The following is a 24,533-nucleotide window of genomic DNA, read 5'->3' as shown; positions in this document are numbered from 1 at the left end:
CGTGAGCGCTACCCGGACCGCAGGGTCTCGCTGACCGCCTCGGCCACTCGACGGACGATTGGCGCCACTCGCTCGACCACCTCGTCGGTCAGCCGGGTTTCCGGGCCGGACACGGAGATCGCCGCCGGGGTGGCCGTGCCGAAGATCGGGACCGCGATGCACCGGACGCCGATCTCCTGCTCGCTCTCGTCCAGCGCGTACCCGCGTCGCGCGATCTCCGCGAGGTGCGGCAGCAGTTTCTCCGGGTCCCCATAGGTGTTCGGGGTGTACGCGGGCATCCCGGTCCGGCGCAGTAACTCCCGCACCTCCTGGGCGGGCAGGGTGGCGAGCATCGCTTTGCCCACACCCGTGCCGTGCGGCAGCAGCCTGCGGCCGACCTCGGTGAACATGCGCATCGAGTGCCGGGACGGGACCTGGGCGACGTACACCACCTCGTCGTTCTCCAGCACCGCCAGGTTCGCCGTCTCGCCGACCTCTTCGACCAGCTCGGCCAAGAGCGGCCGGGTCCAGGTGCCGAACTGGCGGCCGGCGTTCTCGCCCAGCCGGATCAGCCGGGAGCCCAGCGCGTAGCGGCGGTTGGTGTGCTGGCGGACGTAACCGAGGCTGACCAGGGTGCGGATCAGCCGGTGGATCGTGGGCATCGGCAGGCCGGACGAGCTGGCCAGCTCGGAGAGGCTCGCTTCGCCGCCCGCGTCCGCCAGGCCTTCCAACAGGTCGAACGCGCGCTGCAGGGACTGCACGCCGCCACTCGTCGACTGGGCCACCTGTGCCCCTTTCCACATTGAAGTTCCGCTATCCAAAAATTATAGTCCGTAAAGCGAGAAGAGAGGAGCCACTCTTGTCCGAGAAGGATCGGATCCTGACGCCCGAGGCCGTGGCGTTCGTCGCCGGCCTGCATCGCGCGTTCGGAACCCGACGGGACGAGCTGCTCGCGGCGCGGGCGACCAGACGCGCGGAAGCGGCCCGAACCGGCTGGCTGGACTTCCTGCCCGACACCGAAGCGGTCCGCGCGGGCGACTGGCGGGTCGCCGAAGCACCCGCGGACCTGGCGGACCGCCGCGTGGAGATCACCGGCCCGACCGAACGCAAGATGGCGATCAACGCCCTCAACTCGGGCGCCAAGGTGTGGCTGGCCGACCTGGAGGACGCCAACACCCCGCACTGGGACAACGTGATCGGCGGCCAGGCCAACCTGTACGACGCCGTCCGCGGCACGATCTCGCTCAGCACGCCGGACAAGGAGTACTCGCTCAAGGGCGAGCCGGCGGTGATCGTGATGCGTCCCCGCGGCTGGCACCTGGACGAACGGCACCTGGAGTTCGAAGGCCGGCCCGCGGTGGGCGCGCTGGTCGACTTCGGCCTGTACTTCTTCCACAACGCGCGGGCGTTGCTGGACAAGGGCAGCGGGCCGTACTTCTACCTGCCGAAGATGGAAAGCCACCTGGAGGCCCGGCTCTGGAACGACGTGTTCACGCACGCGCAGGCGGAACTGGGCATCCCGTACGGCACGGTCCGCGCGACCGTGCTGATCGAGACGATCCCGGCCGCGTTCGAGATGGAGGAGATCCTCTACGAGCTGCGCGACCACGCGTCCGGCCTGAACGCGGGCCGCTGGGACTACCTGTTCAGCCTGATCAAGTACTTCCGGGACGCGGGCGCCCGGTTCGTTCTGCCGGACCGCAACGCGGTGACCATGACCGCGCCCTTCATGCGCGCGTACACCGAACTGCTCGTGCACACGTGCCACAAGCGCGGCGCGTTCGCCATGGGCGGGATGGCCGCGTTCATCCCCAACCGCCGCGACCCTGAGGTCACCGCGCAGGCGTTGGACAAGGTCCGGGCCGACAAGAGCCGCGAGGCCAGCGACGGGTTCGACGGGTCCTGGGTGGCGCATCCCGACCTCGTGCCAGTCTGCAGGGAGGTCTTCGACGGCGTCCTCGGCGACCGGCCCAACCAGCTGGAACGCACCCGTGACGACGTAAAGGTCAGCGCGGACGACCTGCTGGACGTCGCCGCGACGCCAGGCAGCGCGACAGCCGCCGGGCTGCGGGCCGCGGTGGACGTGGGTGTCCGGTACATCGCGTCCTGGCTGAGTGGGAACGGCGCCGCGGCCATCCACAACCTGATGGAGGACGCCGCCACCGCCGAGATCTCCCGCGCCCAGGTCTGGCAGTGGGTGCGTAACTCGGTCGTACTCGACGACGGCAAGACCGTCACGGCCGAACTGGTCCGCGAGGTCCTCGGCGAGACCAAGCGGGACCTGACCGGCCTGGCGCGTCTCGACCAGGCCGCGGAGCTGTTCGACCAGGTCGCCCTGGACGAGAACTTCGTGGACTTCCTCACTGTGCCGGCGTACGAGAAGATCACGTGATCCTCGACGGGCCGACGGTCGCCACGCTGACCGCCCGACTGTCCGAAGTGGACCGCCGGCGGGCGGCCCGCTACCCGGGCGGTCGCGGCGGCCGCCAGCCGGTGCACACGTGTTACGTGCCCGCGAACCAGGTCGGCCCGCGGACCCCGGTCCAGTGGGGTGAGCAAGCCCTGCGGGCGTTCGACGAACACGGCTTCGATCTAGGGCCCGACCTGGCCGAACGAGTCCGGGCGAAGTTGCGGACCGAGCCGGTCGAGGACCTCCGCATCGACTTCGAGGACGGTTACGGCGCCCCGGACACCGAGGACGAGGACGCCGAACGCGCCGCCGGGCACCTGACGCGCTGGCACGCCGACGGGATCGCGCCGTTCGCGTCCGGCCTGCGGATCAAGTCCTTCGACACCCCGGCACTGACCCGGCGCGGAATCCGGACCCTGGACATCTTCCTGAGCGCGCTGGGCGAGCCGCCGCCCGGGTTCGTGATCACGTTCCCCAAGGTCACCTCGGCGGAGCAAGTTTCGGTGTTCGCCGACCTCCTGGAAGTCGTCGAGCAGCGGGCCGGCTGGCCGTTGACCTTCGAGATCCAGGTCGAGACCACGCAGGCCATTGTGGACGCGGACGGGATGCTCGCGATCCCGCGGCTCATCGCGGCCGGAGGACCACGCGTGGTCGGGCTGCATTTCGGTACGTACGACTACACAGCTGCCTGCGGTCTCGGTGCCGGCCAGCAACACCTCGCTCACCACGCCTGCGACTTCGCGCGACACGTGATGCAGGTGTCCGCCGCCGGCACAGGAGTCCGCCTGTCGGACGGGTCAAGCAACGTGCTGCCAGTCGGGGACACCGCGGCCGTGCTCAGGGCGTGGCAGGTCCACTACGGACTGGTGCGCCGGTCGTTGGAGCACGGTTTCTTTCAGGGGTGGGACTTGCATCCCGCCCAACTGGTCACCCGATATGCCGCTGTGTACGGGTACTACCGGGAAAGCCTCGCGGGTGACGCGCGGCGACTGGCCACCTACGCGGCGCGCGCCGACGGCGGGATTCTCGACGAACCGGCGACCGCGCAAGCGCTTTCGGCGTCACTGTTGCGAGCAGTCGACTGTGGCGCGGCGACCGCCGAAGAGGTCACCCAAGCGACCGGACTGCATTTGGACGACCTGCGCGCATATCACCTGCGTTAGGGCATGCTGAAGATTTGGAGGTGGCCTGTGGACTTTCTGCGACCGGCTGACCTGGCCGAGGCACTGGACATGAAAGCGGCGAACCCGGCCGCCGTGCCGATCGCCGGCGGCACGGACGTGATGGTCGAGCTGAACTTCGACCACAGCCGCCCCGAAGCCCTGCTCGACCTCACCCGGATCCCCGCGCTGACGGAATGGTCCACGTCCGACACCACAGTCACGTTCGGCGCGGGCCTGCCGTACACCCGGGTGATCGCCGAGCTGGGGTCGATGCTGCCCGGACTGGCCATGGCATCCCGGACCGTGGGCTCGCCGCAGATCCGCAACCGGGGAACAGTCGGCGGCAACCTCGGCGCCGCTTCCCCCGCCGGCGACACACATCCAGTGCTGCTGGCCTGTGACGCCGCGGTCAACGTGGCGTCGGTTCGAGGGCCGCGAACCATCCCGATACACGAGTTCTACCTTGGAGTCAAGCGAAACGCACTCGCCGCCGACGAGCTGATCGTGTCGGTGACCGTGCCCAAGGCGACCGGTCCACAGCAGTTCTCCAAAGTCGGGACGCGAAACGCAATGGTGATAGCGGTTTGCTCGGTCAGCCTCGCGCTGCACCCCGCCGAACGCCGCGTGGGCGCCGCCATCGGATCGGCCGCACCCACCCCCCGTCGAGCAAAATTGGCCGAGGAATTCGCGGCTAGGGAACTGGATTGGGATTCCCGTCGTTCGCTTGAAAAGTCGGTGCAGCGGCGATTCGGTGACCTCGTCGCGGCGGCTGCCTCTCCCATCGACGACGTCCGAGGCACCGCCGCCTACCGACAGCACGCACTGGCCGTCCTGGCCCAACGCACGCTGGCCTGGGCCTGGACGGAGTACAGCCGATGACGCCCCAACCAGCGGCCAGCGCGGGCGTCGGCGCCAGCGTGGCCATCGGCACCAGTACAGGCGTCGGTACGCGCGAGGCGGTCGGCACGCGCGCCGGGATCGGTACCAGCGCGCAACGCCCGGACGGCGCGTTGAAGGTTCGGGGCGAGTTCGCGTACTCGTCAGACCTGTGGCACGAGGACATGCTGTGGGGCGCGACCTTACGCAGCCCACACCCGTACGCCCGGATCACCTCCATCGACATCAGCGACGCCCTAACCGTGCCCGGGGTGTACGCCGTCCTCACCCACGAGGACGTGCCAGGCACGAACGCCTACGGCCTCGAACACCCCGACCAGCCGGTGTTGGCCTCAGAAGTCGTGCGGTACCAGGGCGAACCGCTCGCCCTGGTCGCCGCGGACCACCCCGAGACGGCCCGACGGGCCGCCAAGCGGATCAAAGTCGACTACACCGTGTTGACGCCGGTCGTGGACACCGAGAAAGCCGCCCACGGCCAGGCCGAGCCACTGCATCCCGGCGGGAACGTGGTCCGGCACGTGCGGATCAGGCGCGGCCCACAGCACGAGGACGCCGACGCCAACACCGCCCCGGCCCAGGCCGCCCCAGCCGGCACGGACCCGGTGCAGGTCGGCGCAGCCGGCACGGACTCAGCCCAGGTCGGCACGGGCGCCGCCGGGGCCGACGCTGCCCGGGCCGACGTCGTGGTGTCCGGTTTCTACGAGGTTGGCATGCAGGATCAGGCGTTTCTTGGGCCGGAGTCGGGGTTGGCTGTGCCGGCCGAGGACGGCTCGATCGATCTCTATGTCGCGACCCAGTGGTTGCATGTGGATCAACGCCAGGTCGCGGTCGCGTTGGGGCTGCCGGTGGACCGGGTGCGGCTGACGTTGTCCGGTGTGGGCGGTGCGTTCGGGGGTCGTGAGGACCTGTCCATGCAGATCCATGCCTGCATGTTGGCGTTGCGCACGGGCAGGCCGGTGAAGATGGTCTACAACCGGGAGGAGTCCTTCTACGGGCATGTGCACCGCCATCCGGCGCGGATGTACTACGAGCACCGCGCCACTCGCGATGGTCGGCTCGTGTCCGTGAAGGCGCGGATCTACCTGGACGGTGGCGCGTATGCGTCGAGCACCGGCGCGGTCGTGATCAACGCGTCGACGTTGGGTGTCGGACCGTACAACGTGCCGAACGTTGCCGTGGATTGTTGGGGTGTCTACACCAACAACCCGCCGTGTGGCGCGATGCGCGGTTTCGGTGCTGTGCAGGCGGCTTTCGCGTACGAGTCCCAAATGGACAAGGTGGCCGCGGCTCTCGGCATGGACCCGGTGGACTTTCGGCAGCGCAACGCGATGACCATGGGCAGTGTGATGCCCACCGGCCAGGTGGTCGACGCGCCGGCGCCGGTGGCCGACCTGCTCGAACTGGTGCGGTCGAAACCGTTGCCCGCGCCCCCGTCGGACGACCTGACCGACATGCCCGGCGGTGTCTCGAACACAACCCACGGCGAGGGTGTGTTTCGTGGCGTCGGGTACGGCGTCGCCATCAAGAACGTGGGTTTCTCCGCGGGATTCGACGACTACTCGACCGCGCGGGTTCGGCTGGAGCGGTTGAACGGCGAACCAGTCGCCCTGGTGCACACCGCCGCGGCCGAGGTCGGCCAAGGCCTTGTCACGGTGTTGCAGCAGATCGCCCGGACCGAACTTGGCGTGGACAACGTGACGGTCCTGCCGATGGACACCGCGGTCGGCGACGGCGGTTCCACGTCCGCGTCCCGCCAGACCTACGTCACCGGCGGTGCTGTGCAGGCCGCGTGCCGGCTGATCATGCAGAAGCTCGGCGGCTTTGTCGAGAACCTCGGAGATCCGATCGAGCACACCGTGGAATGGCGGCACCGGCCGACGTACCCGCTGGATCCCGAGACCGGCCAGGGCCAGGCGCACGTGCAGTACGCGTTCTCCGCCCACCGCGCGGTCGTGGACGTGGACGTCGAGCTGGGCCTGGTGAAAGTGGTCGAGCTGGCGTGCGCCCAGGATGTCGGCAAGGCCATCAACCCGCAGGGCGTCGAAGGGCAGATCCACGGCGCCACGGCCCAGAGCCTCGGCCTGGCGGTGATGGAGGAGATCCTGGTGGCGGACGGGAAGATCCGCAACCCGTCCTTCACCGACTACCTGATCCCGACCCTGCTGGACATGCCGCCGATGGTGATCGACATCGTGGAGAACCCAGACCCGCACGCCCCTTACGGCCTACGCGGGGCCGGTGAGTCGGCGACGCTCTCCGCGACACCTGCGATCGTCGCGGCGATCCGAGCGGCCACCGGCCTCGCGCTGAACCGGATCCCGGTCCGGCCGGAACACGTCGCCGAGCCCCCAGCGGCGTAGCAGTCCCGGCGCCAGCGGCGTAGCAGCCCTGGCGCCATAATGGACGGCGGCAGAGTGGTTGGCGGCAGAAACCCGACGGGCCCAGGTGCCGCCGGGCCCGACCTGAGCCCGATGCAGGAAACCTGGGCTTTGTCAAGGTAACCGACGCACCCGGCACCGGATCCGAGGCCTCCGGAGCGGGAACCGGGACCCGGACTTGGGTCCCGGCGACCCCCGGGCCCAGGTAGTCCAGAACCTGGGCCCGGCGGCGAACCTGGGCCACGGTAGCGTTGTTCGCTGCTGGCGAACTGGGTTTGTGCGGCTAGGGAACTGGATGGGGACTTCCGTCGTTCGCTTGGAAGGTCGGTGCGGCGGCGAGGATGAACCGGTCGAAGAAGGCGCGGATCGTGGCGTTCTGGGTGCGCAGTGCGGTGGCCGGGTCACCGGTGCCGATCACCTGGGCCCACGTGCTCACCGGGATTCCCAACTGGGCGGCCAGTTGCGGCAGGATCACCTGCACGTCCGTGAAGCTGTAGTGGGCCGAGCCGGGCAGTTGGACGTCCCGTTTCCAGCCGCGCTGGACGGCCCAGAAGTCCGCCCAGGACCGGTCGAACGCCGGGTTGGTGTGGCTGTGGTTGTTGGTGGAGTTGCCCATCAGCAGGAACGGCCGGTTCAGGCCGTGCTTGGTGACCTCGCCCGGGATGTACGGGTCCGTGCTGGTCTGCATGCCCCCGTCGAGGTTCATGCCCGCGGCGATCCGCCGGTCGCGGTACATGGTCTCGCCGGTGGTGAAGCCGCCGAACGAGTGCCCGAACATGCCGACCCGGCCCAGGTCCAGGTTGAGCCCGCGAGGCAGCGGGCGTCCGTCGGCGTCCGGGGTCCGGCGGCAGAGGGCGTCCAGCACGAACCGGGCGTCGGCGACGCGGGCGTCGAGTGCCTTCTTCGTGGTCTCCGGCGACCCGTCCTGTGGCTCCGGCTGCTCCACCCGCCCGCCCGGGAACTCCACCGCGGTCTCGAACGTGGGGTCGATGGTGACCACGACGTACCCGTGCGAAGCCAGGTCCTGAGCCTGTGCCGTCGCGGTGAACCGAGGCCCGCCGTATCCCGGCGAGTACAGCACCACCGGTCGCCGGCCGTCGGCGGGCGCGTCGACGTGCGCGGCGGTCAGCGGGCTGGTCCAGTCCACAGTGCCCTTGGGAATCCCGAGACCCAGGTTCTCCAGGTAAGGCACCACTCCCGGGGTCGTCCAGTGTGCCAACGGAAAGCGAGCGGTGTCCCGCGCCGGGTACCACAGGCTGACCATGAGTTCCCGCCTGCGGTCCGGTTTCCACGGGTCGGCGCGGCCGGAGTCGACCAGGTGCAGTGACGTCGTGCCCACCGGGAACTGGCCGGTGGGACTCGGCAGGGTGAACGACACAGCGGCCGCGTTCGCGGTCGGTGCCGCGACAACGAGAGAGGCCCCGACCACGCCCGCCATGAACAGTGTTTTCAATCGTGACAACGTATTCCTCCTCGAATGGCGACCTCACCCTGTCGCCCGAGGGGCTACGCGCAAATCACTCCGAAGGATGAATCAACGCCCCCGGAAAGAGCTACCACGCGAGACCTGGATCCGGAGCGTCGTCGCGGACCACGCTGCCCTCGAGCAGGCCGTACGGACGGTCGGCGGCGTGGAAGACCTCGTTGTCGTTCGCCAGGCCGAACGGGGACAGGTCCACCAGGAAATGGTGTTTGTTCGGCATGGACAGCCGGATCTCCGCGACCTCATGGCGTTCCGCCAGCACCGCCGCGCCCATGGCGTACAGAGTCTGCTGCAACGACAGGCTGTGCGTCTCGGCGAACGTCTCCAACATCAGCCGGCGGATCTCCAGGAAGCTCTTCGTCCACTCGATGTCCGTGCCCTGGTACCGCCAGCGGGCGGTCACGGCGGTGGCCAGGATCCGGTCCGTGGTCTCCGGCAGGGTCGTGTACTTGTCGTTCGGGTAGCCGTGGAACTCCGACCCGGTGGTCTTCAGCACCACCAGGTCGGTCAGCCCGGACACCACCCAGTGCCGGTCGCCGTCGACGGTGACGGCCGTGGTCCGCCGTTCGCCCGAGCCGCGGGCGAAGGCGTGGTGGTGGGGGTGCCGGTTGACGTGGATCCGCTCCCAGCCGTGTTCGTCGATCAGGATCCGCGCGCCGGTGATCTGGTCGAACCCGTCGACGAAGTGCCGGCCGAGGCGCAGCGCGAAGTCCTCGATCTCGCCGACCGGGGCTTCTTTGGCGAACGCGAAAACAGTGTTCTTCTGGGTGTCGGTGGCCACGACCGCGCTGTTGTCACCGGTCAGGTGCGTGTCTTCGAGCGCCCCGCGCAGCGCGGTGCTGACCGTTAGGTCCTTCAGGTGATGGGTGTCCCCCTCCCGGGTGACCGTCACCAGCCGCACCTCGGCTTTGCCGTACTGGTTGGGACCCAGGTGGAACGACGACACGTGTCAACTCCCTCGGTACGTCGAGTAGGCGAACGGGCTGAGCAGCACCGGCACGTGATGATGTACCCCGGGCGCGGCGATCTGGAAGCACACCACGATCTCTGGGTAGAACGCCTCGGGCCCGTGGTACGCGCCCGTGTCGAAGATGAGCCGGTACACCCCGGCCGGCAACTCGGCCGGCCCCAGGTCCTTCGCCCGACCGTCCGCGTCGGTCGCCCCGGTGGCCAGCACGGTGCCGTCCGCAGCCTCCAGACGCACGGGCACGTCCGCCGCCGGTTTGCCGGCCGCCGCGTCCAGCACGTGCGTCGTCACGCAACTACTCATCGGTAACCAGCTTCCGCAGTCGCAGGATTGTGATCTTGGCCAACTCGGCGTTCACCACGCGCAGCTCGGCCGATGGGTCGTTGTCCAGCCGGGACTGGAGGATCGCCAGGAGTTCCTCGCCACTCCGACCGGACGCGAACACCAGGTAGATGTGCCCGAACCGCTGCTCGTACCGCTCGTTCGCGGTGCGCAGCCGGTCGGCCAGCGAGGCGTCGACGCCGGACTGTTCGGCGCTGGAGAACCGGTCTCCGGTCCGGCGTTCGCCGATCCGGGGGTGGCCGGCCATGGCCGCGTGGATCTCGTCGGCGGTCAGGTCGGCGGCGAGCGCGCCGGCCGATTCGATAAACGCTTCCCTGGAGGCATACGGTCGCTCGGTGAGCACCGTGTCGACCCAGCGTGGCACCGAGAGACAATCTGCGAGCAGTGGTCGTAGGTCGTCCGCGGGAGCCGAGTTGAACCGGTTCAGGTTGACGGCGTGCACCGCCCAACATTAGCTTGCCTTTGCGGAAATTGTATTTCGTATAGCGGAAAGAGGGTGGCAAGTGCTGGACCTGGTGTTCCGGGCCCGCAGGATGATCACTCCGGCCGGTGAGGTCGAGGGGACCGTAGGCGTGCGGGAGGGGCGCATCGTCGCCGTCGAGCCCCTGAACAGTGATCTCGACGCGGAGCGGGTGATCGAACTCGGCCTGCACCAAGTGCTGCTGCCCGGCCTGGTGGACACCCATGTGCACGTGAACGACCCCGGCCGGACCGAATGGGAGACGTTCCGCACGGCCACCCGAGCGGCCGCGGCGGGCGGCGTCACCACCTTGGTCGACATGCCGCTCAACAGCCTGCCGCCGACCGTGGACGCCGACGCCCTCGAAGTGAAGCGCAAGGCCGCGGAGGGCCGCTTACACGTGGATGTCGGGTTCTGGGGCGGCGCCGTCCCCGGCAACCTGGCCGACCTGCGCGACCTGCACGAGGCCGGGGTGTTCGGCTTCAAGAGCTTCCTGCTGCACTCGGGTGTGGACGAGTTCGGCCACCTGTCGTTCAGCGAGTTCGAGGCCGCGCTGCGGGAGATCCGCAAGTTCGACGGCCTGATGATCGTGCACGCCGAAGACGGGCACGCGGTGAAGAACGCCCGCGGTCGCAAGTACGCGGACTTCCTGGCCTCCCGGCCACGGGCCGCGGAGAACGCGGCGATCACCCGGGTGATCGACCTGGCCAAACGCACCGGAGCCCGCGCGCACATCCTGCACCTGTCCTCCGCGGACGCCATCCCGATGATCGCGCAGGCCAAGGCGGACGGCGTCCGGATCACCGCGGAGACGTGCCCGCACTACCTCACGTTCGTCGCCGAGGAGATCCCGGACGGCGCCACCCAGTTCAAGTGCTGCCCGCCGATCCGGGAGGCCACCAACCGCGAGGCGTTGTGGCGGGCCCTCGCGGACGGCGTGATCGACTACGTGGTGAGTGACCACTCACCGTCCACCCGCGAGCTGAAGCGCTTCGACACCGGTGACTTCGGCGAGGCCTGGGGCGGCATCTCCGGCCTGCAGGTCGGCCTGCCCGCGGTGTGGACGCAGGCGCGCCGCCGCGGGCACACCGTGGTCGACGTCGTCAACTGGATGGCCCACCGGCCCGCCCAGGTCGCCGGCATGCGGCACAAGGGCCGGATCGAACCCGGCTACGACGCCGACTTCTGCGTGTTCGCGCCGGACGAGGCGTTCGTGGTGCAGGCGGACCAGTTGCACCACCGCAACCCGGTGAGCGCCTATCACGGTGTCCCGCTCGCCGGCCGGGTGATCACCACCTGGCTGCGCGGCATCCGGGTGACCGGCGACGAACTGCACGGCGACCTGCTCGGCCGGGAGGACGCATGAGCTGGGAGCAGGATCCCGACCTGGCGTCCAGACGCTTCGGCGGGGCCGTGGTCTGGGCGAACGACGAACTCTTCGCCGAACGGGAGAACCTGGTCAAACCCGAGGACCCGGCGTTCCAGCCGTACACCTTCGGCCACAAGGGCCAGGTGTACGACGGCTGGGAGACCCGGCGGCGCCGCACTGCGGGCGTGGACCAGGCGATCATCAGGCTCGGCATGCCCGGCGTCATCACCGGGATCGTCGTCGATACCGCGTTCTTCAAAGGCAACTACCCGCCTTTCGCGTCGGTCGAGGCCTGTGCTGCGGTCGGTTATCCGGCGCCCGAGGAACTGACCGGCTGGGAGACCGTCCTGGCGAAGTCGCCGTTGGCCGGTGACACCCGGAACGCGTTCGCCGTCACCGGTTCCCGGCGGTTCACGCACGTCCGCCTGACGATCTACCCGGACGGCGGCGTCGCCCGGCTGCGGGTGCACGGCTCGCCCGTGCCCGACCCCACGTTCCTGGACTTCGGCCGGATCGACCTGGCCGCCCTGGCGAACGGCGCGTCGATCGCCGACTGCAGCAACAGGTTCTACTCGTCGCCGAACAACCTGATCGCGCCCGGCCCGGCCGCGGTGATGGGCGAGGGCTGGGAGACCGCGCGCCGCAGGGACGACGGCAACGACTGGGTGTCCGTCCGCTTGGCGGCCGAGGGTGTGGTGCGCCTGATCGAACTGGACACCAGTCACTTCAAGGGAAACGCGCCCGGCTGGGCGAGCGTGTCCGTCCTCGGCGGCGAACTGCTGTCCCGCGAACGCCTCCAGCCGGACACCCGGCACCTTTTCCTGGTGTCATCGGACATCCCGGCCTCGGCGGCCCGGCTGGACGTGTACCCGGACGGTGGCATGGCTCGGCTGCGTCTGTGGGGCACGCTGACCGACCGCGGCCGGCGACAGCTGGCCGACCGCTGGACGGACACCACGACCTAACGGAACGTGTTCCTGCGCGACGAGACCACGCCGGTGTCGAAGCCGGCGAGGTGCAGGCCGCCGGCGAACCGGGCGTGCTCGATCTTCACGCACCGGTTCATCACCACGTTCAGACCGGCCGCCTCGCCTCGTTCCGCGACCGGCTCGTGCCACAGACCCAGTTGCAGCCACAGGGTTCGGGCGCCCGCGTCGATGACCTCCTCCGCCACCGCGGGCAGGTCGTCGTGCTTGCGGAACACCGACACCAGGTCCGGTGGCTTCGGCAGGTCCCGCAACGACGGGTAGACCGGTTCGCCCAGCAACGAGTCCAGCCTGGGGTTGACGAAGTAGATCTGGTACCGCGTGGACGACAACAGGTACGTGGCCACGAAGTAGCTCGGCCGGGCGGTGTTGGCGGAGGCGCCGACCACCGCCACGTTCTTGGTGTCCAGCAGGATCTCGCGGCGGCGCGCCGCGGACGGACCGGTCCAGGTCATTGCTTCACCGCCTCGGCGAGCGCCTGGTCGATGTCCCAGAGGATGTCGTCGACGTCCTCAAGGCCGATCGACAGGCGGATCAGGTCCGGGCCGACCCCGGCGGCCGCCAGCTGCGTCTCGGACAGCTGCTGGTGGGTGGTGGACGCGGGATGGATCACGAGGCTGCGCGCGTCGCCCACGTTCGCCAAGTGGCTCAACAGGTTCACCGACTCGACGAACCGCTGCCCGGCCGCGCGGCCGCCCTTGACGCCGAACGAGAACACCGCGCCGGGCCCCTGTGGGAGATAGCGCTGGGCGCGTTGATGGTGGGGATGGTCGGGCAGGCCCGCGTAGCCGACCCACGCGACGCGGTCGTCCGCCGCCAGCCACTCGGCTACGGTCCGCGCGTTCGCGACGTGCTCGTCCATCCGCTGCGGCAGCGTCTCGACGCCTTGCAGCAGAAGGAAAGCCGAGTGCGGGGACAGGACCGCGCCGATGTCCCTGAGCTGTTCGGCCCGCAGCCGCGTGCAGAACGCGTACTCGCCGAAGTTCTCCCAGTACCGCAGGCCGCCGTAGCTGGGGACCTCCTCAGTCATCCGCGGGAAATTCCCGTTCCCCCAGTCGAACCGCCCGGACTCGACCACCACACCGCCGAGCGTCGTGCCGTGCCCGCCAAGGAACTTCGTCGCCGAATGCACCACGATGTCCGCGCCGTGCTCCAACGGCCGGCACAGGTACGGCGTGGCCAACGTGCCGTCCACCACCAGGGGAATCCCGTGCGCTCTGGCGAGATCCGCGAGCCCGGCCAGGTCCGCGATGCTCCCCGACGGGTTGCCGACCACCTCGGTGTAGATCAACTTCGTCCGGTCGGTGATCGCGGCGGCGTACGCGTCCACGTCGTCGCCGTCGACGAACGTCGTCGAAACGCCGAGCCTGCGCAGTGTCCCGTCGAGCTGGGTCACGGTCCCGCCGTACAACCCGCTCGCGGACACAATGTGGTCGCCGGCCTCGGCCAACGCGGTGAACGTCAGGAACTCCGCGGCCTGCCCACTCGCGGTCGCGACCCCACCGATACCGCCTTCGAGGCTGGCCAGCCGTTCCTCGAACGCGGCCACCGTCGGGTTGCCGATCCGGCTGTAGACGTTGCCGTACTTCTGCAGCGCGAACAGGTTCGCGGCGTCGGCCGTGTCCTCGAACACGAAGCTCGTGGACTGGTAGATCGGCACGGCCCGCGCTCCGGTCGCCGGGTCCGGCGCCCCGCCGGCGTGCAACGCCCGCGTGCGAAATCCCCAACTCCGCTCAGTCACTTGCCCACCGTAGCCGTGACCGGGAGTTCATCCCAGTTGCTGGACCAACCGCGCCATCCGGTCGGCGGGGGTCTGCCGGGGGCAGCTCACGCATTTGTCCGCGTTGGTCCCCTGGTAGATCAGGCAACACGACACCCGCCGCACGAACTGCCGCCCGCGCACCGCCACATACCTGGGCGCCGGCAGCTCAGGCACCGCGGCGGCGAACTCCGCGGCCTCCGCGGAGCGCCCTGCCCACAGCATCCGGTTCGCCAGCGAATCCGTCGCGATCGCCCACAACGTCCGCTCCCGTGCGCCGCTCACGGCTGACACCGCGGCCACGCACGACGTCAACATCGCCCGCAGCCGTGGCCCGACCAGCCCTGTGTACGGTGTAGACCTGGCGTCGGCGAGCAGGCCGTCCGGGCGCGTCACCATCGTGACCGCCGACAGCGCCGGATCCTGGCCGGACACTGCGGGCCCCAACAACACCATGCTGGCCGAGTACCACCACAGCACGCCCAGCGTCGCCCGGGTGGCCAACGGATACAGCTTCGCGGTCGACGCCAACTGTGCGTCCAGCCACGCCCGGTCCTCGATCAGCCGCGCCGGGACCTCAGACATGGCGATACACCGACACGACGAACGCCGCCGTGACCGTCACCGGCTCCTGGACGTCGATCGGCCGGACGTGGTGCGCGCTGGGTCCCATGTGGACGATCCGGTGCACGTCCCTGGGCGACAAGGTCAGCTCGATCTCGCAGTCGTGCCGGCGCGCCAGGACGAAGTCGGTCAGCGACGCGTCCAGCCGGCCTAGCTTGTCCTCCTCGATGCCCAGGATGTCCACGTACCGCCGCAGTTCCGCCAGGTGCGACGAGGACGGGGTGACCACGAGCAACGTCCCCCCGTGGCGCAGCACCCGGTGGTACTCGGCCGGGTTGCGGGGCGCGAAGACAGTCAGGATCACGTCCGTCGAGCCGGACGCCAGCGGCCACGGCTTCCACAGGTCCCACACCACCGCGCCGACCCCGGTCCGCGCCGCCCGCCGCACGGCGTAGACCGACGAGTCCAACCCGAGCCCGGAGACGGCCGGAGCTCGCGAAAGCACCGATCCGAGGTAGTACCCGGTGCCGCAGCCAGCGTCCACGACCAACGCGTCACGGCGCAGGTCCCGCGCTGCCTCGCTGGCGACCAGGGACGCCAACGGCGCGTAGTGCCCGGCCGCGAGGAACTCCGCGCGGGCGGCCACCATCTCCTTGCTGTCACCCGTGCCCGAGCCGAGCAGGTTCACGTACCCCTGCTTGGCGATGTCGAAGCTGTGTCCGGTCGAGCAACACAGCGCGCGATCATCCAATGTGAACTCTGTGGTGCACAGTGGGCAGCGCAGAGCGACCAACGGCACCCGTGGGAATGTCACGGGGCCGGCGGCTTCCCGGTTGCCTTCGGCGGTGCTCATCGCACACCGAAACTACCCGGTCACCCCAGGTCGGCGGCAGTTCGATAAAGCAATATGTCCGGCATGTCACCCGTCTCGCGCTGACCAGCGGGGTAACACGGCCGTTACTTACCGTGCCGCACAGTTCACGGCCGTGAAACCTGGCGCGCGATCCCAGGAAACACCTCTTCCCGATGCTGCCTGCGCTCGACACTCACGGGAGGACGATGTGAACGCAGGAGACACAGCCTGGATCCTGGTTAGTGCCGCCCTGGTGATGCTGATGACACCAGGGCTCGCGTTCTTCTACGGCGGCATGGTCCGCTCGAAGAGCGTCTTGAACATGCTCATGATGAACTTCGTCGCGCTCGGCGTGGTGGGGGTCCTGTGGGTGCTCTACGGCTATTCCCTGTCGTTCGGCGACGACGCCTTCGGCGGCCTGGTGGGCAACACCTCGAAGGCCGGGCTGTCCGGCACGGTGACCTCGGCGCTCGGCACCGGGCCCACCCAGGCCGACCCGGTCGGCCACCAGTATCCCGAGCTCGCGTTCGTGATGTTCCAGCTGATGTTCGCCATCATCACGGTGGCCCTGATCTCGGGTGCGATCGCCGACCGCACGCGGTTCTGGGCATGGATGCTGTTCGTGGCGCTCTGGGCCACCATCGTGTACTTCCCTGTCGCCCACTGGGTGTTCGCGTTCTCCAGTGACACCACTGTCGGTGGTTGGATCGCCAACAACCTCAAGGCACTTGACTTCGCCGGCGGCACCGCGGTGCACATCAACGCCGGTGCCGCGGGTCTCGCGCTGGCGATCGTGCTCGGCAAACGCGTCGGCTGGCCCAAGGACACCGGCCGCCCGCACAACGTCCCCTTCGTGCTGTTGGGCGCCAGTCTGCTGTGGTTCGGCTGGTACGGCTTCAACGCCGGCTCCGCGCTGACCGCCGGCTCGCTCGCGTCGGTCGCGTTCACCACGACCACGGTCGCGACGGCCGCCGCCGTACTCGGCTGGCTGCTGGTCGAACAGCTCAAGTTCGGCAAGCCGACCACGCTGGGCGCCGCGTCCGGCGCGGTCGCCGGCCTGGTCGCGATCACCCCCGCCGCCGGTTTCGTCAACCCGATCGGCGCGGTCGCGATCGGTCTCATCGCCGGCGTCCTGTGCGCCCTCGCGGTCAGCCTGAAGTTCAAGCTCGGCCTGGACGACTCGCTCGACGTCGTCGGCGTGCACCTGGTCGGCGGCCTCACCGGCACCCTGCTGATCGGCTTCTTCGCCACCACCGAGGTCAACTCCGCCGGCGCCAACGGCCTGTTCTACGGCGGCGGCTTCGACCAGCTGGGCAAACAGGCCGTGGCCGCGTTCGCCGTGCTGGGCTACTCGTTCGTGATCACGCTCGTCCTCGGGTTCCTGATCAAGATCACCATCGGGTTCCGGGTGGCCAAGGAGGACGAGGTCGCCGGCGTCGACGAGGCGCTGCACGCCGAGAGCGCGTACGACTTCGGCGGGCTGGGCACCAGCGGCGGCCTGACCGGGAACGCCAGCCGGCCGACCGGCGCACACTCCGCTCTTGAGGGGACCAAGGCATGAAACTCGTCACCGCGATCATCAAGCCGTTCACGCTCGACGACGTGAAGGCGTCCCTGGAGCAGCTCGGTGTGCTCGGCATGACGGTCACCGAGGTCCGCGGCTACGGCCGGCAGAAGGGGCACACCGAGGTCTACCGGGGTGCCGAGTACGCCGTGGACTTCGTGCAGAAGGTCCGGATCGAGGTGCTCACCGACGACGCGGCGGTGGACAAGGTGGTCGACGCGGTCGTGGAGGCGGCGCGCACCGGCAAGATCGGTGACGGCAAGGTGTGGGTCACGCCGGTCGAGACCATTGTCCGGGTGCGCACCGGGGAACGCGGCACCGACGCACTGTGACGACTCTACTGTGACGACACCAGGAGGACCGTCGTCCGCGGCGGATCTGGTGCAGGCCCGTGACCGGTTGCTCGGACCGGTCACGGGCCAGCGCCGGCTCGCGCCCGACGCGCTCCGCGACGCGTTGGCCGACCTGCACGAGTTCTGGCTGGCCGCGCACGCGACACAGGCCGGAACAGGCACCGACCAGGGCGTCGCGCTGGTCGCGGTCGGCGGCCTCGGCAGGCGCGAGCTAGTGCCGTACGCCGACCTCGACCTGCTGCTCGTGCACGAGGGCCGGGCCGGCGTGGCCGGGCTGGCCGACCAGCTCTGGTATCCACTGTGGAACTCCGGGATCGGCCTCGACCACTCGGTGCGGACCGTCGGCGAGGCCCTGGACGTGGCGTCCCACGATCTCCGTACCGCGGTCGGCCTGCTTGACCTGCGGCACATCGCGGGCGACCCGTCGGTGTCCGACCGGCTCGGTGCCCTGGCGCGGGAACGCTGGCGCGTCGGCGCGCGCAAACGTCTGCCCGCGTTGGCGGAGGACGCGCGGATTCGCTGGCAGCGCAGCGGTGAAGTCGCGCACTGGGTCGAGCCGGACCTCAAGCACGGCCGCGGTGGCCTGCGGGACATGGGTTTGTTGCGGGCGATGGCTGTGGCCCAGCTCGTCGACCGGCCGGGGGAGGAGTTGCGCAACGCCCACCGGTTGTTGCTGGACGTGCGGACCGAGCTGCGGCGGCTGGTCCGTCGGTCCAACGACATCCTGCGCGCCCAAGACGCCGACGAGGTCGCCGCCGCGCTCGACCGGGGCGATCGGTTCGACCTCGCCCGTGCGTTGTCAGGCGCCGGCCGTGCCATCGCGTACGCCCTTGATGTCGCCATACGAACCGTTGTGTCCGACGCGCCGCGCGGGGTGCTCAGCCGACTGCGGCGCGGCCCGGAACGACGTCCGCTCGACGAAGGCGTTGTCCTGCACGGCAACGAGGTGACGTTGGCGCGCGATGCCGAGCCCCACCGCGACCCCGCGTTGTTGCTGCGGGTCGCGGCAGCCGCCGCCCGCACAGGGCACTCCATCGCACCCGCGACGCTCATCAGGCTCGCGGAGACCGCGCCCGAACCGCGCGCGCCGTGGCCCGCGCATGCCCGTGACGAGCTGATCGCCCTGCTGGGCGCAGGCGAGGGCATCGTGGACGTGATCGAAGCCCTGGACCGCAGCGGCCTGTGGGCGCGGCTGTTCCCGGAATGGGGCGCGGTCCGCGACCTGCCGCCCCGGGACGCCGCGCACAAGTGGACCGTGGACCGGCACCTGGTGCAGACCACGGCACTCGCCGGCCGGCTGACCACCCGGGTGGCCCGGCCGGACCTGTTGCTGCTCGGGGCGTTGCTGCACGACATCGGCAAAGGCAGGCGCGCGGACCACTCCGAGGTCGGCGCCGCGCTGGCCACCCAGGTCGGCGACCGGCTCGGACTGTCCAAACCGGACGTCGACACGCTGTCCGCGATGGTCCGCCACCACCTGCTGCTGCCCGACACCGCGACCCGCCGGGACGTGACGGACGAGGCCACGGTCGTCCGCGTCGCCGACACCCTCGGCGGCGACCCGGTCCTGCTGGAGCTGCTGCACGCGTTGGCCGAAGCCGACTCCCTGGCCACCGGGCCGGGCGTGTGGACCGAATGGAAGGCCGCGCTCATCGCCGACCTGGTCCGCTACAGCCGCCAAGCCATGGCCGGCGAACCCATCGCCCGCCCCGACCCCCTGGACTCCCCGTACCGGCTGCGGGCGGAAGCCGTTGCCGTGTCCGGGAAACACGACGTCATCGTGGAGTCGTCCGGCCGGGTCGTGACGATCTCGGTGTTCGCGCGCGACCGTCCAGGACTGCTGTCCCGCGCCGCCGGCGTACTCGCCCTGCACTCCCTGGAGGTGCACGCCGCCACAGGCGACTCGCACGCGGGCGTCGCGGTCGAAGTGTTCACGGCGTCACCCCGCTTCGGGTCGTTGCCTGACGCCGCGTTGCTGCGTGAGCAACTCGGGCTGGCGTTGTCGGACGCGTTGCCGTTGTCGGACCGTCTGGCCGCGAAGGAGCGCGACTACGGCAACCGTCCCGAAGACGCGCCTGAGCCACGCGTGCTGTGGTTCGACGACGAGGCAGGCAAGGACTACCCCGGCGCCGTCGTCATGGAACTGAGAGCCGCGGACCGCATCGGCCTGCTGTACCGCGTCGCTGATGCGTTGGAACGGTCCGGTGCGGACGTCCAGTGGCTGCGCGCGGCCACCTTGGGCGCGACGGCGGTGGACTCGTTCTGCGTGCGCGCGGCCGACGGCGGCCCCCTCTCCACTGCGGACCGCACGGCGGTCGCGGACGCCGTACTTGCCGCCGCCCTGGTCTGAGTAGATCCACTCACCCGCATTCAGGGGCCTTCACGCTGCCGGAACACCCCAGGTCACCGGCAGGCTGTGAGGCGTACGAGAGGGAACGCGGCAAGGAGGGAGACCGTCCGGATCGGGGGGTCGGGCGGTTGCCGCTGTGGTGCCTGCTCGGACCAGGAGCCGCCCGGAACGGCCCATCGAGGGGTAGGGCCAATCCGGGCGTCTCTTAGGCGTCCATACACCACAGGCGGACCCCGACTACTCTGGAGGTCTGAGGGTCAAGTCCGACGACAAGCCTGGAGTGCTGTACCCGTGTTCGACACGCTTTCCGACCGGCTCACATCGGTCCTGCAGAACCTGCGTGGCAAGGGTCGCCTGACCGACGCGGACATCGACGCGACCGCGCGGGAGATCCGGATCGCGCTGCTCGAGGCCGACGTCGCGCTGCCCGTGGTGCGCGCCTTCATCGCGCAGGTCAAGGAGCGGGCCAAGGGCGCCGAGGTGTCCGGCGCGCTCAACCCGGCGCAGCAGGTCGTCAAGATCGTCAACGAGGAGCTCGTCGCCATCCTCGGCGGCGAGACCCGCAGGCTGCGGTTCGCCAAACAGCCACCGACCGTGATCATGCTCGCCGGCCTGCAGGGTTCCGGCAAGACGACGCTCGCCGGCAAGCTGGCGCTGTGGCTGCGCAAGCAGAGCCACGCCCCGCTGCTGGTGGCCTGTGACCTGCAGCGACCGAACGCCGTCACCCAGTTGCAGGTCGTCGGGGAACGCGCCGGTGTCCAGGTGTTCGCGCCCGAACCGGGCAACGGCGTCGGTGACCCGGTCGACGTGGCCCGCCGCGCGATCGAAGAGGCCAAGCACGCCCAGCACGACATCGTGATCGTCGACACCGCCGGCCGGCTGGGTGTCGACCAGGAGCTGATGCGGCAGGCCGCGGACATCCGTGACGCCGTGCAGCCGGACGAAGTGCTGTTCGTGGTCGACGCCATGATCGGCCAGGACGCGGTCACCACGGCCGAGGCGTTCCGCGACGGCGTCGGCTTCTCCGGCGTCGTGCTCACCAAGCTCGACGGCGACGCGCGCGGTGGCGCCGCGCTGTCGGTCCGTGAGGTCACCGGCCAGCCGATCCTGTTCGCGTCCAACGGCGAGAAGCTCGAGGACTTCGACGCCTTCCACCCGGACCGGATGGCCAGCCGGATCCTCGGCATGGGCGACGTGCTCACCCTGATCGAGCAGGCCGAGCAGGTCTTCGACCAGCAGCAGGCGCAGCAGGCCGCGGAGAAGCTCACCGCGGGCCAGCTGACCCTGGAGGACTTCCTCGAGCAGATGCTCGCGGTCCGCAAGATGGGCCCGATCGGGAACCTGCTCGGCATGCTGCCCGGCGGCGCGCAGATGAAGGAGGCCGCCGCCAACATCGACGACAAGCACCTGGACCGGCTGCAGGCGATCATCCGCGGCATGACCCCGGCCGAACGGGCCGACCCCAAGATCATCAACGCGTCCCGCCGGGCCCGGATCGCCACCGGCTCCGGTGTCCGGGTCGCCGAGGTCAACGACCTGGTGAACCGGTTCTTCGACGCGCGCAAGATGATGCAGCAGATGGCTGGCCGGTTCGGCTTCGGCGGCGGTGGCGGCGGGATGAGCCGCAAGGCCAAGAAGGCCGCCCGCAAGAAGGGCCAGAAGGTCAAGGGCCGCAACACGTTGCCCGCGCTGCCCGGCTTCCCCGCCGGCGCCGCCCCGGACCTGTCCAAGATGCCGCCCGGCCTGAACGAGCTGCCGCCCGGCCTGGCCGGCCTCGACCAGCTGCCGCCCGGGTTCGACCCGGCCAAGCTGAAGTTCCCCAAGAAGGGCAAGTGACCGCACTGCACCTGCGGGGTGTGGTGCTCCCCGGCGACGAGGCCCGCGACCTGTGGGTGGTCAACGGCCGGATCCGGGTCACCCCGGTGCCGAACGCGGAGACCGTGGTGGACGGCGGGTTCCTGGTGCCGGGGCTGGTGGACGCGCACTGCCACATCGGCATCTCACCGTCCGGCGACCCCACCCTCGCCGAAGCCGCCGAGCAGGCGTTGGTGGACCGCGACACGGGCGCGTTGCTGGTCCGCGACTGTGGCGTGCCGATCGACACCACACCCCTGCAGGAACGCCTGGACCTGCCCAGGATCGTCCGGGCCGGCCGGCACATCACCCGGCCGAAGCGGTACATCCGGTATCTCGGCGTCGAGATCGAGGACCCCGCCGACCTGCCGGCCGCGGTGGCCGAGCAGGCGGAGGCCGGCGACGGCTGGGTGAAGCTCGTCGGCGACTGGATCGACCGGTCGGTCGGCGACCTGGCCCCGATCTGGCCGGACGACGCGCTGGCCCAAGCCGTGAAGGTCGCGCACGACGCGGGCGCCAGGGTCACCGCGCACGTCTTCGGCGAGGACGCCATCCCAGGCCTGGTCGCCGCCGGTATCGACTGCATCGAGCACGGCACCGGGCTGACCGCCGACACGGCGTCCACAATGGCCGCGGCCGGGACCGCGCTCGTCCCCACGCTCATCAACATCGAGACCTTCCCGCAGTTGGCCGCGGGAGCCGAGAAATACCCGGTCTACGCCGCGCACATGCTCCAGTTGCACGCGAACGTGGCCGATACCGTCCGTATGGCGATCGAAGCGGGGGTGACGGTCTACGCGGGCACTGACGCCGGCGGCGGCATCGAGCACGGCCGGCTGGTCGACGAGATCGAGGCGCTGCACCGCGTCGGCATGACCCCGGAACAGGCGTTGGCCGCCGGATCCTGGGCAGCCCGCGGCTGGCTCGGCTACTCCGGCATCGAGGACGGCTCCGCGGCCGACATCGTCGCCTACCCCACGGACCCGCGGCATGACCTCGGTGTCCTGCGCAGACCTTCGCTGATCATGCTGCGGGGGCGAATTGTGGGCTGACACGCCGAACCGAGCTGTGACACGCCCATACACACCGTAGTCTCCAAACGAGGTCGCGCACTCCGGCGCGGCCAGTCACCGCCGGAGGACGCCCGTGAGGAAACCACCGCCACGGGAGCCCGAGACCATGCCAGCGGAGCCCACCGACCATGCCGAAGCGCCGCCTCCTCCTGGAACCCACCGATGGGGAATTGGCGCTTTTCTGCTGGTAGAAGCGGTGTTGCTGCTTTCGGCGGCGTTCATCGGCGCGCTTGTCCAGCCCAGTTCGTCCGACCGGCCGCCGACGGCGTTGACCATCGTCATCGGCTCGATCCTGCCGGTGATGATCGCGGCCGGTGCGGCCCTGCTGATCACCCGGCTGCGCGGCAACGGACCCAAGATCGACCTGCGCTGGTCCTACAACCGTGCGGACTTCAAGGTCGGGCTGAAGTTCGGCCTGATCGGCCTGGTGTCCACCACGCTCGCCGCCGTGGTCTGGACCAAGATCGTCGGGAAGGACAACGCCACCTCGGCGTTCAGCGCCCTGGTCGACAGCCATTCCCTGCCCGCGTCCGCGGCGATCATCATGTTCGTGTACGCCTGGCTGGTCGGCCCGGTCTGCGAGGAGATCATCTTCCGGGGCCTGCTCTGGGGCGCGCTGGAACGCCTCCAGTGGGGCCGGTGGGCGGTGTTCGGCCTGAGCACGGCGGTGTTCGCGGTCAGCCACCTCGAACCGCTGCGGACGTCCCTGCTGATCGTGATCGGCATCCCGATCGGCCTGGCCCGGCTGTTCACCGGCCGCCTCGGCGCGAGCGTGGTGGCGCACCAGGTGAACAACTTCCTGCCCGCGTTGACGGTGTTGCTGATCTCCCTGGGAGTGATGTCGGCCTGATGGACCTCAACAGCGACCTCGGCGAAGGCTTCGGCGTCTGGAAACTCGGCGACGACGCGGCGTTGCTGGGCGTGGTGACGTCCGCGAACGTGGCGTGCGGCTTCCACGCCGGCGACCCCCGCACCATGCGCCGGGTGTGTGAGCTGGCCGCCGCCGAAGGGGTCGCCGTCGGCGCCCAGGTCTCGTACCGCGACCTGGCCGGCTTCGGCCGCCGCTTCATCGACGTGGACCCGGTCGAACTGGCCGACGACGTGCTCTACCAGATCGGCGCCCTGCAGGCGTTCGCCGTCGCCGCGGGCACGCGCGTGGCGTACGTGAAGCCGCATGGCGCCCTGTACAACGCGATCGTCCACCACCGCGAGCAGGCCGCCGCCGTGGTCGCCGGTGTGACGGCGTTCGGCGACCTGCCCGTACTCGGACTGCCCGGCTCGGAGTTCGTCAAGGCAGCCGCGGCGGAAGGCCTGCGCACCGTCGGGGAGGCCTTCGCTGACCGTGGCTACACGCCTCAAGGCACCCTGGTGTCCCGCCGCGAGCCCAACGCCTTGCTCACCGACACGGACGCCGTGGTCGAACGGGCCATACGGCTGGCGTCGGACGGGGAGATCGTGGCCGTGGACGGCACCGTGCTGAAGGTCGAAGTGGGCTCGCTGTGCCTGCACGGCGACACCCCCGGCGCGGTACAGCACGCACAGGCGGTACGTAACGCGCTCGATGAGGCCGGAATCACAGTCACAGCGTTTTCCTGACCGCGCGGCAGGGGCGATTTCGACCCCGGTCGTCCCGTCTGGCAGAATACTTGGCTGTCCGCTGTGGCTGGACCCTCTCACCACGCCATGGCTGCCATTCGGGCCTCGCTCCCGGTGCCCCCACTCGGGTCGC

At 69.8% G+C, this 24,533-nt stretch carries 22 protein-coding genes; 13 read left to right on the top strand and 9 right to left on the bottom strand.

Features of this window, described 5'->3' with window-relative positions; genetic code table 11:
• Positions 1-8 precede the first annotated feature (8 nt).
• Positions 9-764, bottom strand: a complete 756-nt coding sequence (locus EV192_RS28315) for an IclR family transcriptional regulator (RefSeq protein WP_243727120.1) — start codon at positions 762-764, stop codon at positions 9-11.
• Positions 765-838: 74 nt separating this feature from the next.
• Between EV192_RS28315 and aceB the strand changes: the two genes are divergently transcribed.
• The 4 genes from aceB to EV192_RS28295 are packed head-to-tail and all read left to right on the top strand — an operon-like array spanning position 839 to position 6,809.
• Complete coding sequence (aceB, locus tag EV192_RS28310) at positions 839-2,371, top strand: malate synthase A (protein WP_243727119.1); 1,533 nt, start codon at positions 839-841, stop codon at positions 2,369-2,371.
• Positions 2,368-3,552, top strand: coding sequence for a DUF6986 family protein (locus EV192_RS28305; RefSeq protein ID WP_132120660.1), 1,185 nt, complete (start codon positions 2,368-2,370; stop codon positions 3,550-3,552). The genes aceB and EV192_RS28305 overlap by 4 nt, the downstream gene beginning before the upstream one ends.
• Before the next feature lie 27 nt (positions 3,553-3,579).
• A complete protein-coding gene (locus tag EV192_RS28300; protein ID WP_132120658.1) occupies positions 3,580-4,431 on the top strand; it encodes an FAD binding domain-containing protein in 852 nt (283 codons plus the stop codon).
• Positions 4,428-6,809, top strand: a complete 2,382-nt coding sequence (locus EV192_RS28295; protein ID WP_132120656.1) for a xanthine dehydrogenase family protein molybdopterin-binding subunit — start codon at positions 4,428-4,430, stop codon at positions 6,807-6,809. The genes EV192_RS28300 and EV192_RS28295 overlap by 4 nt, the downstream gene beginning before the upstream one ends.
• 301 nt (positions 6,810-7,110) lie before the next feature.
• Here the strand turns inward: EV192_RS28295 and EV192_RS28290 are convergent, their stop codons facing one another.
• The 4 genes from EV192_RS28290 to uraD all read right to left on the bottom strand — a co-directional run bounded on the left by EV192_RS28290 (position 7,111) and on the right by uraD (position 10,061).
• Positions 7,111-8,280, bottom strand: a complete 1,170-nt coding sequence (locus EV192_RS28290) for an alpha/beta hydrolase family protein (RefSeq protein WP_132120654.1) — start codon at positions 8,278-8,280, stop codon at positions 7,111-7,113.
• A 100-nt stretch (positions 8,281-8,380) separates the two neighbouring features.
• Entirely contained in the window at positions 8,381-9,256 is an 876-nt protein-coding gene (gene pucL, locus EV192_RS28285) for a factor-independent urate hydroxylase (RefSeq protein WP_243727118.1), read from the bottom strand.
• 3 nt (positions 9,257-9,259) lie between these two features.
• Entirely contained in the window at positions 9,260-9,580 is a 321-nt protein-coding gene (gene uraH, locus EV192_RS28280) for a hydroxyisourate hydrolase (protein ID WP_132120652.1), read from the bottom strand.
• Positions 9,573-10,061, bottom strand: a complete 489-nt coding sequence (uraD, locus tag EV192_RS28275) for a 2-oxo-4-hydroxy-4-carboxy-5-ureidoimidazoline decarboxylase (RefSeq protein ID WP_132120650.1) — start codon at positions 10,059-10,061, stop codon at positions 9,573-9,575. The genes uraH and uraD overlap by 8 nt, the downstream gene beginning before the upstream one ends.
• 64 nt (positions 10,062-10,125) lie before the next feature.
• Between uraD and allB the strand changes: the two genes are divergently transcribed.
• Together allB and alc are read left to right on the top strand one after the other, a co-directional pair.
• Positions 10,126-11,445, top strand: a complete 1,320-nt coding sequence (gene allB, locus EV192_RS28270; protein WP_132121482.1) for an allantoinase AllB — start codon at positions 10,126-10,128, stop codon at positions 11,443-11,445.
• Positions 11,442-12,413: an allantoicase gene (gene alc, locus EV192_RS28265; RefSeq protein ID WP_132120648.1), complete on the top strand. Its 972-nt coding sequence runs from the start codon at positions 11,442-11,444 to the stop codon at positions 12,411-12,413. Before allB ends, alc begins: the two co-directional genes overlap by 4 nt.
• Here alc and EV192_RS28260 read toward each other — a convergent pair.
• The 4 genes from EV192_RS28260 to EV192_RS28245 are packed head-to-tail and all read right to left on the bottom strand — an operon-like array spanning position 12,410 to position 15,610.
• Positions 12,410-12,889, bottom strand: a complete 480-nt coding sequence (locus EV192_RS28260) for a CoA-binding protein (RefSeq protein WP_132120646.1) — start codon at positions 12,887-12,889, stop codon at positions 12,410-12,412. The two genes, alc and EV192_RS28260, sit on opposite strands and share 4 nt — an antisense overlap.
• Entirely contained in the window at positions 12,886-14,175 is a 1,290-nt protein-coding gene (locus EV192_RS28255) for an O-acetylhomoserine aminocarboxypropyltransferase/cysteine synthase family protein (protein ID WP_132120644.1), read from the bottom strand. Before EV192_RS28255 ends, EV192_RS28260 begins: the two co-directional genes overlap by 4 nt.
• Positions 14,176-14,202: 27 nt before the next feature.
• The gene (locus tag EV192_RS28250) at positions 14,203-14,778 is read right to left on the bottom strand and encodes a (2Fe-2S)-binding protein (RefSeq protein WP_132120642.1); all 576 of its coding nucleotides are present in this window, start codon (positions 14,776-14,778) and stop codon (positions 14,203-14,205) included.
• Complete coding sequence (locus tag EV192_RS28245; RefSeq protein ID WP_132120640.1) at positions 14,771-15,610, bottom strand: putative RNA methyltransferase; 840 nt, start codon at positions 15,608-15,610, stop codon at positions 14,771-14,773. The genes EV192_RS28250 and EV192_RS28245 overlap by 8 nt, the downstream gene beginning before the upstream one ends.
• A 208-nt stretch (positions 15,611-15,818) precedes the next feature.
• Between EV192_RS28245 and EV192_RS28240 the strand changes: the two genes are divergently transcribed.
• From EV192_RS28240 to EV192_RS28210, 7 genes are all read left to right on the top strand, one after another.
• Positions 15,819-17,171 (top strand): ammonium transporter, encoded by a 1,353-nt coding sequence (locus EV192_RS28240; protein ID WP_207926267.1) that lies wholly within the window; start codon positions 15,819-15,821, stop codon positions 17,169-17,171.
• The gene (locus EV192_RS28235; RefSeq protein ID WP_132120638.1) at positions 17,168-17,506 is read left to right on the top strand and encodes a P-II family nitrogen regulator; all 339 of its coding nucleotides are present in this window, start codon (positions 17,168-17,170) and stop codon (positions 17,504-17,506) included. The genes EV192_RS28240 and EV192_RS28235 overlap by 4 nt, the downstream gene beginning before the upstream one ends.
• A gap of 10 nt (positions 17,507-17,516) precedes the next feature.
• Complete coding sequence (locus tag EV192_RS28230) at positions 17,517-19,877, top strand: [protein-PII] uridylyltransferase (protein ID WP_132120636.1); 2,361 nt, start codon at positions 17,517-17,519, stop codon at positions 19,875-19,877.
• Between the two features lie 291 nt (positions 19,878-20,168).
• A complete protein-coding gene (gene ffh / locus EV192_RS28225; RefSeq protein WP_132120634.1) occupies positions 20,169-21,713 on the top strand; it encodes a signal recognition particle protein in 1,545 nt (514 codons plus the stop codon).
• Entirely contained in the window at positions 21,710-22,783 is a 1,074-nt protein-coding gene (locus EV192_RS28220; protein ID WP_132120632.1) for an amidohydrolase family protein, read from the top strand. Before ffh ends, EV192_RS28220 begins: the two co-directional genes overlap by 4 nt.
• 127 nt (positions 22,784-22,910) lie before the next feature.
• Entirely contained in the window at positions 22,911-23,654 is a 744-nt protein-coding gene (locus EV192_RS28215; protein ID WP_132120630.1) for a type II CAAX endopeptidase family protein, read from the top strand.
• Positions 23,654-24,400: a LamB/YcsF family protein gene (locus EV192_RS28210; RefSeq protein ID WP_132120628.1), complete on the top strand. Its 747-nt coding sequence runs from the start codon at positions 23,654-23,656 to the stop codon at positions 24,398-24,400. Before EV192_RS28215 ends, EV192_RS28210 begins: the two co-directional genes overlap by 1 nt.
• Positions 24,401-24,533: the final 133 nt, after the last annotated feature.

The organism is Actinocrispum wychmicini (assembly GCF_004345645.1).
GTDB classification, from domain to species: Bacteria; Actinomycetota; Actinomycetes; order Mycobacteriales; family Pseudonocardiaceae; genus Kibdelosporangium; species Kibdelosporangium wychmicini.
Note: the sequence above shows the minus strand (reverse complement) of the source record. Positions and strands in the feature narration are given on the sequence as shown.

Coding starts and splice junctions, on each gene's coding strand:
- EV192_RS28295 (WP_132120656.1), top strand. CDS start 4,428: ATGACGCCCCAACCAGCGGCCAGCGCGGGCGTCGGCGCCAGCGTGGCC.
- uraH (WP_132120652.1), bottom strand. CDS start 9,580: ATGAGTAGTTGCGTGACGACGCACGTGCTGGACGCGGCGGCCGGCAAA.
- alc (WP_132120648.1), top strand. CDS start 11,442: ATGAGCTGGGAGCAGGATCCCGACCTGGCGTCCAGACGCTTCGGCGGG.
- EV192_RS28260 (WP_132120646.1), bottom strand. CDS start 12,889: ATGACCTGGACCGGTCCGTCCGCGGCGCGCCGCCGCGAGATCCTGCTG.
- EV192_RS28250 (WP_132120642.1), bottom strand. CDS start 14,778: ATGTCTGAGGTCCCGGCGCGGCTGATCGAGGACCGGGCGTGGCTGGAC.
- EV192_RS28245 (WP_132120640.1), bottom strand. CDS start 15,610: ATGAGCACCGCCGAAGGCAACCGGGAAGCCGCCGGCCCCGTGACATTC.
- EV192_RS28235 (WP_132120638.1), top strand. CDS start 17,168: ATGAAACTCGTCACCGCGATCATCAAGCCGTTCACGCTCGACGACGTG.
- EV192_RS28215 (WP_132120630.1), top strand. CDS start 22,911: ATGCCAGCGGAGCCCACCGACCATGCCGAAGCGCCGCCTCCTCCTGGA.
- EV192_RS28210 (WP_132120628.1), top strand. CDS start 23,654: ATGGACCTCAACAGCGACCTCGGCGAAGGCTTCGGCGTCTGGAAACTC.